11 protein-coding genes and 1 pseudogene are annotated in these 11711 nt (G+C 69.4%); 11 read left to right on the top strand and 1 reads right to left on the bottom strand.

The window, feature by feature from the left end; all coding sequences use genetic code 11:
- Nucleotides 1-213: 213 nt before the first annotated feature.
- The 11 genes and pseudogenes from AB0H62_RS16420 to AB0H62_RS16370 all read left to right on the top strand — a co-directional run bounded on the left by AB0H62_RS16420 (nucleotide 214) and on the right by AB0H62_RS16370 (nucleotide 10611).
- Complete coding sequence (locus tag AB0H62_RS16420; RefSeq protein WP_360586723.1) at nucleotides 214-474, top strand: hypothetical protein; 261 nt, start codon at nucleotides 214-216, stop codon at nucleotides 472-474.
- A gap of 552 nt (nucleotides 475-1026) precedes the next feature.
- Nucleotides 1027-1866, top strand: coding sequence for a universal stress protein (locus AB0H62_RS16415; protein ID WP_255638112.1), 840 nt, complete (start codon nucleotides 1027-1029; stop codon nucleotides 1864-1866).
- 35 nt (nucleotides 1867-1901) lie between these two features.
- A pseudogene (locus tag AB0H62_RS16410) lies at nucleotides 1902-1985 on the top strand (signal transduction protein); the annotation flags it as partial.
- 136 nt (nucleotides 1986-2121) lie between these two features.
- Nucleotides 2122-2487, top strand: a complete 366-nt coding sequence (locus tag AB0H62_RS16405; protein ID WP_360586720.1) for a BON domain-containing protein — start codon at nucleotides 2122-2124, stop codon at nucleotides 2485-2487.
- Nucleotides 2488-2490: 3 nt separating this feature from the next.
- Nucleotides 2491-2769, top strand: a complete 279-nt coding sequence (locus AB0H62_RS16400; RefSeq protein WP_220241565.1) for a DUF1918 domain-containing protein — start codon at nucleotides 2491-2493, stop codon at nucleotides 2767-2769.
- Complete coding sequence (locus AB0H62_RS16395; protein ID WP_220241564.1) at nucleotides 2756-3646, top strand: universal stress protein; 891 nt, start codon at nucleotides 2756-2758, stop codon at nucleotides 3644-3646. The genes AB0H62_RS16400 and AB0H62_RS16395 overlap by 14 nt, the downstream gene beginning before the upstream one ends.
- 418 nt (nucleotides 3647-4064) lie before the next feature.
- Complete coding sequence (locus tag AB0H62_RS16390; protein ID WP_360586717.1) at nucleotides 4065-4679, top strand: CBS domain-containing protein; 615 nt, start codon at nucleotides 4065-4067, stop codon at nucleotides 4677-4679.
- Entirely contained in the window at nucleotides 4676-5578 is a 903-nt protein-coding gene (locus AB0H62_RS16385; RefSeq protein ID WP_220241562.1) for a universal stress protein, read from the top strand. Before AB0H62_RS16390 ends, AB0H62_RS16385 begins: the two co-directional genes overlap by 4 nt.
- Complete coding sequence (locus AB0H62_RS16380) at nucleotides 5575-7935, top strand: phosphoketolase family protein (protein WP_220241561.1); 2361 nt, start codon at nucleotides 5575-5577, stop codon at nucleotides 7933-7935. Before AB0H62_RS16385 ends, AB0H62_RS16380 begins: the two co-directional genes overlap by 4 nt.
- Nucleotides 7936-8153: 218 nt before the next feature.
- Nucleotides 8154-9854 (top strand): GAF domain-containing protein, encoded by a 1701-nt coding sequence (locus AB0H62_RS16375; protein ID WP_220241560.1) that lies wholly within the window; start codon nucleotides 8154-8156, stop codon nucleotides 9852-9854.
- Between the two features lie 118 nt (nucleotides 9855-9972).
- Complete coding sequence (locus AB0H62_RS16370) at nucleotides 9973-10611, top strand: response regulator transcription factor (protein ID WP_220241559.1); 639 nt, start codon at nucleotides 9973-9975, stop codon at nucleotides 10609-10611.
- Between the two features lie 3 nt (nucleotides 10612-10614).
- Here the strand turns inward: AB0H62_RS16370 and AB0H62_RS16365 are convergent, their stop codons facing one another.
- Complete coding sequence (locus AB0H62_RS16365) at nucleotides 10615-11601, bottom strand: hypothetical protein (protein WP_220241558.1); 987 nt, start codon at nucleotides 11599-11601, stop codon at nucleotides 10615-10617.
- Nucleotides 11602-11711 lie beyond the last annotated feature (110 nt).

The following is an 11711-nucleotide window of genomic DNA, read 5'->3' as shown; positions in this document are numbered from 1 at the left end:
TGTGGGCTCCGCGGTGCTGAACCCCATCAGTTTCTCCTCGTGTCCGGGTGCTCAGACTCTCTCCGCGCGCCGGTCGCCGTGAGAGGCGTTGGTCCCCGCACGGGGGACTTTCGGACGCCGTGTGGCTGGTGCCGGGACGCTGTGGGCTTTCGTCCCTAGCAGGTTCGCCGCGCGGCGCGACCTTGGTTTCGCGTTGCTCAGTGCGGCAGAGCGATGGGTGGTCAGGGTTCACGCTTCCGCACGACGTGGCCTGATGACCCTCGTATGGCCCGTCGGGTGGTTGCCGCGCACGTTCTACGAGACGGAGCTCGCACGGCTGCAGATCGAGCTGGTGGACCTGCCGGAGGCAAAGGGAGCACGCTCAAACGCTTCTCCGAGCACCTCAACCCCCGTGCGGTGAAGATCGAGGCGTTGCCGAAGCGCACCGAGCGCGGGCGCGCGGGTGGTACTTCTAGCGGTACGTGGAACTGCTGACCGCCGCGGGGAAGGTCCTGCTGTTCGACCGCAGCTAGTACAACCTGCGCCGGCGCGGAGGACATGTTGGCGTTCTGCAACCCCGAGGAGTACCCGCAGGTTCCTGCAGGCGTACCCGATCTTCGAGCGATTGTTGGTCGGCGCCGACAACCTGCTGCGGAAGTACCGGTTCCAGGTTTCGAAGTCGGACGACTGCTCTCGCCGGTGAAGAACGGCACGGCCGTGCACACCGGTATTCCCGAGGCGCCGTGGTACGTCGATAGCGCCCAGCAGCGGCGCGGGCGGATCAACATGATCGCGACCTGCTCGCGCGTGCCCCTACCCCGCTCTCCTGCGGGAGGCCTGACGCTGCCGCCCAGGACACGGGACAGTGGTTACACCCCGCACCGACCGGCGCCTGCAGCGTGAGGTGCCTGTCTACTCGGCCACGGTGCTGAAGGGTTCCGCGCTTTCGTCCCACGGGGAAGGGACTTCGGCCCCTGACTGGTCTGGTCGCCACTGGGAGACCGTGGGATCACCGCCGGAACCGCAGGCGGGGAACGGAGGCAGGACGTGATCGGAAGGGTAGCCCGCCCACCAGTGGTGGCGGGAGTCGACGAATCGGAGGTGGCGCTGGCCGCCGTCCGGTGGGCGGCGGAGGAAGCCGCGCGTCGCGGTTGCGCGCTGCAGCTGTTTCACGCCGGGCTGTTCGAGACGGCGGACCTCACCGCACGGCAACGGTCGCCGGAAGTCCCCCTGCTACTCGAGCGGGCCCACCGCTGGATGCGGCGGGCCGCGCAGGTCGCGGAAGAGACGGCGCCGGGCGTTAGGACGGAGTACTTGGTGCGCCTCGGCCTCGCCGCCGACCTGCTGATCGAGCACTCGGCGGAAGCCTCGCTCGTCGTCGTCGGCTCGCACGGCGTTGGCGGGTTGCGCGGCGTCGCCATCGGTTCGGTCGCGCTCCGGGTGGCCGCCGGCGCTCACTGTCCGGTGGTAGTGGTGCGCGGGCGGGTGAATCCGGACGGCCCGGTGGTCGCCGGCGTCAACGAGGACGACTGCGCGCTCCAGTTCGCCTTCGAGGCCGCTCTGAGCCGGGGCGTGCCGGTGATCGCCGCGCACGCGTGGCACGAGGGCCTTCTGGATGAACAGGAGATCGTCGAAGCGGAGTCGCAGACCGAAGAAGAGGAGCTTCGCCGGCTGGTCGGCACCTTGGCGCGAAAGTACCCCGAGGTGCAGGTGCGGAGCCGATTGGTCCGCGACCGCTCTGCCGCGCGGGCACTCATGGGGTTCGACGATGCACAGCTGATCGTCATCGGCACTCGTGGCCGGGGCCCCGTATCCGGCGGGCTCTTCGGCTCTACCGGCAACCGGCTGCTCGCGCAAGCGGCGTGTCCAGTCGCGGTCGTCCACTGAGTCGGAGGAGGGACCTCGTGCGCGCACGGGACATCATGAGCCGCCCTGTGGTGCGGGTCGGGCCCACTACTCCGGGGCGGGAAGCGATCGCGTTGCTGACCGGGCACGGCATCGCCGCGCTGCACGTGGTCGATGACAATAATCGCGTCCTCGGTCTTTTCACGGAGTCGGATGCCCTGATCGGGGTGTTGACGGGCGAGCCCGGTCGGGCCGGGTCTGCGCGTGGAGTCGGTGATTACCAAGCCGGTCGAGGTCGTGGGCCTCGACATCGAGGTCAGCGACATCGCCGTCGGGATGCTCGTCGCCCGGCTCCGCAGTGTCCCGGTAGTGGACGGCGGGGGGCTCGTGGGCATTGTGAGCCGGTGCGACCTGCTCCGCCGGCTCGTGAGCCACGACGACGCCATCGCATCGAAGGTACGCAGCCTGTTCAGCGACTACACCGGACACCGAGACCTTTGGTCGGTGTCCGTCACGGGCGGGCTGGTGACTGTCTCCGGGACTTTCGCCGACGAAGCCGAATGGCGACTCGTCATCGCGCTCGCGAAGACAGTCGACGGAGTGACGGGGGTGGAACTGTCGGGACCGGCGGCGGTCGCCGGCGCAGATCTCGAGGAGGAGTGACTGATGCACGCACAACCGGGCGACTGGCTCATCGTGAAGGGGGTTCGGGTAGACCTACCCGAACAGCGGGGCCGGATCCTCGCTGTCGGCGGGCCGGACGGGACACCGCCCTTCACCGTCCGCTGGCTCGCCGACGACCACGTGTCGACGGTATTTCCCGGACCGGACGGCGTCGTCCTGACCGAAGCCGAGATCACCGAGCGCGACGAACAGGACCGGCTCCGGTTCGAGCGCCTGCGCGCCCTGCGGCGGGCGGGAGGTGCACGCAATGTCCGGGCGTGACGAACGCGTGGTGCTGGCCGGGATCGATGGCTCCGATTCGGCGCTGCACGCCGCAGAGTGGGCCGCGGCGGTGGCCGCGCGCCGGGGCGCCGTGCTGCGCCTGGTGCAGGCCTACATCGTTCCTCCACCAGGGGTGTCGGGGATGGCAGTTCGCGCCGTCAGGGCCGGGTTCCGGGCCCAGGCCGAGTCCTGCCTCGCCGAGGCCGAAGGCGCCGTGCTCGCACGCTGGCCTTCGCTGAAGATCCAGCAGACCGCCGTCGAGGGCAGCGCGGTGGGCATCTTGCTGCGGGAGTGCGCGAGTGCCGAACTGGTGGCGTTGGGTTCCCGCGGTCTCGGCGGGTTCACCGGGCTGCTCCTCGGCTCTACAGCGGTCTCGCTCGCCGCCCACGCGCCTTGCCCCGTCGTCGTGGTTCGTGGCCGGAAGCCGGACGACCCGCCGCCGGCGGGTGGTCCCGTTCTGGTGGGGCTCGACGGCTCTTCCGACAGCACCGATGCGCTCGGCTATGCCTGCGAAGAAGCCGCCGCACGGGAAACCACTCTCGTGGCGATCCACACCTGGAGCGAGATCACTCCGGACGGGTCGCTGCGGAAACGGGACTTCGACCCGGAGGCCGATGCCGCCGCCGAGCGCCGGCTGGTGAACGAGCAGTTGGCTCCGTGGCGCGAGAAGTTCCCTGATCTGCCGGTTGAGATGGTGGTCGTGCGCGGCAGGCCGGTCCGGACGCTGCTGGAACGCGGCGCCGAGGCCCAGCTGATCGTCGTCGGAAGCCGCGGGCGCGGCGGATTCACCGGGATGCTGCTCGGCTCCACGAGTAAGGCACTGCTGGTGCACTCCGCGTGCCCGGTCGCGGTGGTCCGGCCGGGAAGCAGGAAATGATCGCGAAGCTTCCGTCCCTCGCGAGTGACGCGCGCTTGCGCGTGCCCTTCGACAGCATCTTCCGCGATACCCCGCATTGCGGTTGCCGTGTCACGACCTCGTGCTGAGGCAAGTCGGAACGTGGTGGCGGCTCGGTCGCAGTGACGGCGCGGGGTGCCGGGTCGAAGCGCCGCCTGCGGGCGGGAACTCCGAGAAACTGCGGTGGATTGTCCGCGCGAGCAGCCGCGACTCGGAGCTCGTTCGTTGGCCGTCCGGGTGCTGCCCGTGTGTGCCAAGAGAGCGTCGGCAAAACGGCCTGGGGTGGGTGCTCGGTCACCGAGCTGAGGACGTTGGTCCTTCGCGCCGGTGACTCCGGACCGGAGTGCCGGATGCCGGGTGTTGCCTATTTTCGGTGTAGCACAACGAAAGGGAGAACCCGATGCGTGCACGAGACCTGATGTCCGCGCCGGTGGTGACGGTCCATCCATGGGCGCCGGCAAAAGAGGCCGCGGAGGTGCTGTCCGAGCACGGATTCACCGCACTGCCGGTGGTCGACGACGACGAACGTCTCATCGGCATCGTCACCGAAGCCGACCTGATCCGCGGCCGGATCCCGGCCGACACCCGGTCGGCGCATCTGCGTCCCGAACCTTCTGCGCCGGTCGACACGACCGTGGAGCAGGTGATGAGCACGCCGGTCACCGCGATGTCTTCCGGCACCGACGTGGCCGATCTCTGCCAGGCCCTGGTCGACGCGAAGATCCGGGCGATGCCGATCGTCGACGGCAGCCGCGTGGTGGGCATCGTCACCCGGGGAGACGTGGTCCGGGTGCTGGCGCGCGAGGACGCCGCGATCGCGGTGGACGTGCGTCACCGGCTCGAAATCTACGGCGGGACGGGCCGCTGGAAGGTCGAGGTCCACGACGGGCTCGTGCGCATTGTCGACCGCTACGACGACACAACCGACCGTCACGTTGCCACCCTGCTCGCGCTCGCGGTGCCCGGCGTAGTCGGCGCCGAAACAGTTTCGTCCGGAGAGGACCCTTGGTCATGACAACACGCAACAGCACCACCGTGGTCGTGGGCGTCGACGGTTCCCCCGGCGCCGACGAGGCGGTCCACTGGGCCGCGCGGCTCGTGTCAGGTCGGGCCCTCGAGCTGGAAATCGTGCACTGCCTGCAGGTGGCGGCTCTCTACTACGGCGGTGCGTCGGCCGGCAGCGACGTGTTGTTCGACCAGCTCCGGCAAGAAGGTGACCGGATCGTCGCGAAGGCCCGGGAACAGGCGCTCTTCGTCGACGCGGCTCTCACCGTGCGCACAGAGGTGCTCACCGACGCCGCGCCCGCCAGTTTGATCGAGCGGTCGCGGCGCGTGCGGATGATCGTGGTCGGCCGGAGTGGGACCGGCGGGTTCGCCGGCATGCTCGTCGGTGCCACGGCCGCGACCGTCGCGAGCCACGCCTACTGCCCGGTGGCGGTGGTCCGCGGGCGGCACGGCGAGGGTCCGGTGCCTCTGGACGGCCCCGTCGTGGTCGGGGTTGACGGCACCCCGAACAGCGAAGCCGCCATCGGGGTCGCGTTCGAAGAAGCCGACTTCCGCAGTGTTCCGCTCGTGGCGGTGCACGCGTGGAACGACGTCACGTACGACTCGGCCGACAGCACCGCCCGGCTGATGCCGCAGCCGGAATCCCTGGAGCCGACCGAGGAACGCCTCCTGGCGCAGCGGCTCGCCGGCTGGCAGGAGAAGTACCCCGAGGTCGAGGTCCGCCGGACGCTCGTGCAGGACCGGCCGCGGCACGCCCTGCTTGCCGAGTCCGACCGGTCCCAGCTGGTGGTCGTCGGCAGCCGCGGGCGCGGCGGGTTCGCCGGGATGCTCCTCGGTTCGACGAGCCAGGCGCTGCTGCACCACGCGTCGTGTCCGGTGCTCGTGGTGCGGCCGGAGCCGAAGCGGTGACGGCTCTCGACACCACCGCCGCGACGCTGTCGCCGGTCGAGCTGGCTCAGGTCGACTCCCAATGGCGGGCGGCCAACTACCTGACTGTGGGGCAGATCTACCTCATGGCCAACCCGTTGCTGAAGGAACCGCTTGTGGCCGGGCAGGTCAAACCGCGCCTGCTCGGCCACTGGGGGACCTCGCCCGGGCTGAACTTCGTCTACGCGCACCTCAACCGCGCGATCCTGACTCACGACCTGGACGCGATGTTCGTCACCGGTCCCGGCCACGGCGGGCCCGCACTGCGGGCGCACACGTGGCTCGAGGGCACGTACTCCGAGCTGTGGCCCGAGGTTTCCCGCGACGAGGAGGGATTGCATCAGCTCTTCCGGCAGTTCTCCTTCCCCGGCGGCGTGCCGAGCCACGTCTCCCCGCACGTCCCGGGCTCGATCCACGAAGGGGGTGAGCTGGGGTATTCCCTCGCTCACGCGTTCGGCGCCGCGTTCGACAACCCGGGCCTGCTCGTCGCCTGCGTCGTCGGTGATGGTGAAGCCGAGACGGGACCGCTGGCCACCAGCTGGCAGGCGAGCCGGTTCCTCGACTCGCGCCGCGACGGCGCCGTGCTGCCGATTCTGCACCTCAACGGCTACAAAATCGCCAACCCCACGGTGCTGTCGCGGATCCCGCCGTCCGAACTGGATTCGCTGCTGCGCGGGGCCGGTTGGGCACCGGTGTACGTGGAGGGCGACCAGCCGGCGGCGATGCACCAGGCGATGGCGGCCGCGCTCGACGCCGTAGTCGCCGATCTGGCAGTGCAGCAGCGGAGTCGGAGCAGGCGGCCCTGGCCGATGATCGTGTTGCGGTCTCCGAAGGGTTGGACTGGGCCGGCCACTGTGGACGGTAAGCAGGTGGAGGGAACCTGGCGCGCGCACCAGGTTCCGCTCGCGCGGGTGCGAGAGGACCCCGAGCACCTGCACGCGCTGGAGGTGTGGTTGCGGTCCTACCGGCCCGACGAGCTGTTCGACGCACGCGGCCGGCCCACCGCTGCGGTCACCGCGTTGGTTCCCCGCGGGCACCGGCGAATGGGCGCGAACCCGCACGCTAATGGCGGCGTCCTGCTGCAACCGCTGGCTCTTCCCGAGGTCGCTGAGCACGCGATGCCCGTGAGCGAACCGGGAGCGACGTCCGCGGAGCCGACGCGGGTGCTGGGACGGTTCCTGCGCGAGGTGTTCCGGCGCAACGCAGAACAGGCGAACTTCCGGCTGTTCGGGCCGGACGAGACGGCGTCCAATCGCCTCGATGCCGTGTACGACGTCACTGCCAAGGCCTGGCAGCTGACCGTCGTCGGGACCGACGAGCATCTCGCGCCGGAGGGCCGTGTGCTGGAGGTGCTTTCAGAGCACCTGTGCCAGGGCTGGCTGGAGGGCTACCTGCTCAGCGGCCGCCACGGCCTGTTCTCCTGTTATGAGGCGTTCGCGCACATCGTGGACTCTATGGTCAACCAGCATGTCAAGTGGCTGCGCACACACCGCGATATCCCGTGGCGGCGGCCGGTGGCATCGCTGAACTACCTGCTCACCTCCCACGTGTGGCGGCAGGACCACAACGGCTTCTCCCATCAGGATCCCGGATTCGTCGACCACGTGGCGAACAAGAGCCCGGAGGTCGTGCGCGCGTACTTCCCGCCGGACACCAACACCTTGCTCGAGGTCGCCGCGCACTGCCTGCGCAGCCGGGACTACGTGAACGTGATCGTGGCGGGCAAGAACGAGACGCCCGACTGGCTCGACGCGCAGGAGGCCGCGCTGCACTGCGCCCGAGGCGTCGGCATCTGGGAGTGGGCGAGCACCCACCTCGACCGTGAGCCCGACGTCGTCCTCGCCTGCGCCGGCGATGCCCCCACACTGGAGGTTCTCGCCGCCGCCTCGATCCTGCGCGCAGAACTCCCGGACCTGGCGGTGCGCGTAGTGAACGTCGTCGACCTCATGCGGCTGCAACCGGCCGCCGAACACCCCCACGGCCTGGGCGACCGCGAGTTCGACGCACTGTTCACCCCCGACCGTCCAGTGATCTTCGCTTACCACGGCTACCCGTGGCTCATTCACCGGCTCGCCTACCGCCGGACCAACCACGCCGAATTCCACGTCCGCGGCTACACCGAACACGGCACCACGACTACACCGTTCGACATGTTGGTGCTCAACTACATGGACCGCTTCCAGCTGGTGATCGACGTGATCGACCGCGTGCCGGGTCTCGTCGCGACGGCTGGCGTGCTGCGGCAGAGGATGACCCAGGCGCAGGACCGACACCGGCGGTGGATCAACGAGCACGGCGAGGATTTGCCTGAGGTGTTGGAATGGAAGTGGGTGGGCTGATCGGGCGCAGTCTCGCATTGTGTCGGCGGTCCTGTGTCCTGCGCCCGCCGTGACGGACCTTCCCGACCATGAACGTCTGGCACTTTTACTCGTTGATCGCGCAGTTTTGAGATCTACGGTCGGGATGCGCTGGGTTGACGTCGTTGCCTGAAGGTGCCGACACTTGGGCGCTGCGCGGTTTCATCCAAACGCGGGCTTTCGAGACAGCGGGAGCCGGGGTGAGCGAACACGACGAAGCCGACCCTGGCCGGTTGACGTTCCCCGACCAGCCTCGGCTTGAGCTGGACCAGCTGCTGGCCCAGCTGATCGAACGCGCCCAAGAAGTCATCGGCACTCAGGGCCGCCTGAGAGGCCTTCTGCGGGCGACCCAGATGATCACCAGCGACCTCGCTCTCCCGGCGTTGCTGCGGCGGATCGTCGACGCCGCGCACGAGCTGATCGGCGCGCGATACGCGGCACTCGGGGTGATCGGTGCGGACGGGCGGCTCGAGGAGTTCGTGCACGTCGGCATGGACGCGGACGCCCTCACCCGGATTGGGCACCTGCCCGAGGGCAAGGGCCTGCTCGGCGCACTCATCGACGACCCGCGGCCGATCCGGTGGACTCGGCTCCAGGACGACCCACGTTCGATCGGGTTCCCCCCGGGGCACCCGCCGATGGAGAGCTTCCTCGGGGTGCCGATCCGCGTGCGGGAAAGCGTTTTCGGGAACCTGTATTTTGCTGACGGGGAGCGGGGCCGGTTCAGCCCGCAGGACGAGCAGCTCGCGCTCGCACTGGCTGCCGCGGCGGGCAGTGCCATCGACAATGCGCGGTTGTACGAGACCGCGCGGAGCCAGCAGGCCTGGCTTCGCGCATCGGGCGCCATCGCGCGTGAGCTCCTGTCGTTCGATCCGGGAAGTCCTCTGGATCTGGTCGCGAACCACACACGGGAACTGGCCGTCGCGGATCTGGTCACGATCGTCCGTCCGAGCGGCGACCCCCGCTGGCTGCGGGTTGATCGCGCGGTGGGACTCCAGTCGGAGGCCTTGCTCGGCATGCTCGTCCCCGCTGAGGCCACGATGTCCGGGACGGTGATGGCGACCGGAAAACCGAGGGCGGGCTCATGGCCGCAGGAACGAGCACGATTGAGCCGCGCACCGGTGATCGAGCTGGATATCGACGCCGTGTTCGCTGTGCCGCTGACCAGCAATGGCCGGGTGACGGGGGTCCTGACTGCCGCGCGCCGCGCCGGTCGGCCGGCGTTCACCGACGAGGATCTGGAGATGGCCGCGGGGTTCGCGGACCAGGCCGCGGTGGCGATCGAACTGGCGGAGGCGCGGGCCGAGCAGCAGCGCAACGCGTTGCATGACGAGCGCGACCGGATTGCCGCCGAGTTGCACGATGAGATCGTGCAACGGCTGTACGCGGCGAGCCTGTCCTTGCAGACCACGCGGGCTTTGGCGAAGGCGCCTGTCGTTGCCGAGCGCCTGCGCGACACGATCGCCGACCTGGACGACGTCATCAACCACGTCCAGGCGACCGTCTTCCGGCTCGACGACGTGTCGCCTGTCCGGCAGGTGCTGCTGCGCAACGAAGTGCTGCGCGTGGTGGCGGAAGCTGAATCGTCACTGGGGCTCGTTCCGGCCACCCGGTTCGCCGGAAAGCTGGACACCTATCCCGTCGACGCTGTGGTCCCGTTCCTCGGGGAGGCGTTGCGGCTGGTCGCCGCTCACGCCGCGGCCACGGCGGTGAGCGTGGAGATCACCGCGGATGCGCGCCGGCTCACCGCCGTGGTGGGGTGTGACGGGCCGGGCGACATCACGCAGGTGGCGGCGCCGGAGCTGGCTGCTCTGGACCAGCGAGCGCGGGAACGTGGCGGCATGCTGAACCTCGAACGCGGAACGGGGCAGACCCGGCTGAGCTGGTCGGTACCGCGCTGAAAGGGACCAAAGGTGGGCCGGCGGGGACTTCGGTCATCGCCGTCGAGCGGCAATCCGGCCATAGGCTTTCCGAATACCGCACGGCTCATACCGCTGTGCCCGAGTACGAGGAGTTCCGATGCTGCGGGTGTTCCTGGTCGACGACCACGAAGTGGTTCGGCGAGGGGTTGCCGAACTGCTCGAGGACGACGACGAGCTGACCGTTGTCGGACAGGCCATCAGCGTGTCGCAGGCGTTGGCTCGCATCCCGGCGCTGCGGCCGGACGTCGCGGTGCTGGACGTGCGGTTGCCGGACGGCAGCGGCATCGAGCTGGCGCGCGAGCTGCTGTCGAAACTGGTGGGGCTGAAGTGTCTGATGCTCACGTCCTACACCGACGAGCAGGCGATGCTCGACGCCGTGCTCGCCGGTGCCAGCGGCTACGTCATCAAGGACATCAAGGGCCTCGACCTGGTGTCCGCGGTGCGTGAGGTGGGGGCCGGCAAGTCCTTGCTCGACGCCCACGCGGCGGCGGCGCTGATGGCGAAGCTGCGCGACACTGCGGAAAAGAAAGGCCCGTTGGCGCAGCTTTCCGAGCAGGAACGGAGCTTGCTGGAACTGATCGGCGAGGGGCTGACCAACCGGCAGATCGCCGAGCGTATGTTCCTGGCGGAGAAGACTGTGAAGAACTACGTCTCGCGGCTGCTGACGAAACTCGGGATGGAGCGGCGTACCCAGGCCGCGGTGCTCGCGACGGAGTTGCGGGGTAAGAGAGGGTAGTCATCAGGCCGACAGCGACGGCCGTTCAAGGAGCATGTCCGCGAGGGCCCGTCGCGGCGTCCACGCCACCGGCTCGCCGTAGCCGAACCGCAGCACGATCTGCGGCCATAGCCCGTCACCAAGCAAGTGCCGCAGCCGGATCCGGGTGGCGCGGACCTCGACCGGCTGGGAGATGAACGAGGCGTCGAGCCCGTGCATGGTCGCCGTCAGCAGCACCCGCTGCATCGCCTGGCCCGCGCGCACGCGGTCGGCCGGCGAATCACCGAAGGACCCGAGCACCACCACGAGTGGGGGAAAGGGTGTAGCGGCCGATGCGGCGCGATCCCCGAAGTCGCGCAGTACCCAGGTGTCGTCGGCCGCCGCGGTGCCGCCGGCGGTGAAGGGCACGCCGTCGCGGCTGGAGGGCGCTCGACCAGTCCACCGTCGCCACTCGGCGAGGAACGCCGGGTCGGCCGACTGCACGTGGTGGCTTTCGCGGACGAGGTCGTTGAGGCCGGCGAGCTGGTCTTCGTCGAGGCGCGGGAGCCACGCCGATTCCGTTTCGGCGGCGTGCCGGAGGAGCCCGACCAGGTCCGAAGGAACCGGTTTCGCCGCGAACGGCGCACGGTTGGTGTGCCGTCGAGGGATCGCCCGGGCCAGCGCAGCAGACCGGGAGTCGATCGACGCCGCGCTTCGCGGCCGGATTACGGCGAGCAGGTCGGGGTCGCCGCGTCGGGGGAACAGCGTCGTGTCCGGGTGGACGCCGCGCGCACGGATCGCGGTGCGCAAGTTGAACAGCGCCGCGCCGCACGAGAGCAGGAGTTCACGCCGGTCTCCGTCGGCGACCGGGAGTGCGCGGTCGGGATCCGCGTAAAGCTCGATTGCGTCGCGGTCGCTGGTGAACAACCAGGGCTGGGTGTTGTGCGTTGACGGCGCCAGCGTGGCGGCGCGCAGCACCGAGGTCACCTGCTCGGTGCTGAGCTGCCCGGCCGGAGCCACGTGAAGAGTCATCGGTCTCCAGAGCCGCGGGAAGCGGCACACTGTGTGGTGTGTGTTCGTCGAAGTCCAGCCTGTGCGCGACGCAGGCGGGACCACAGAGGAAAAAGTCATTTCCTCCGCAT

This window comes from Amycolatopsis sp. NPDC050768 (genome assembly GCF_040654155.1).
GTDB lineage: Bacteria > Actinomycetota > Actinomycetes > Mycobacteriales > Pseudonocardiaceae > Amycolatopsis.
The sequence above is the reverse complement of the archived record's forward strand: the minus strand, read 5'-3'. Positions and strand labels throughout refer to the sequence as shown.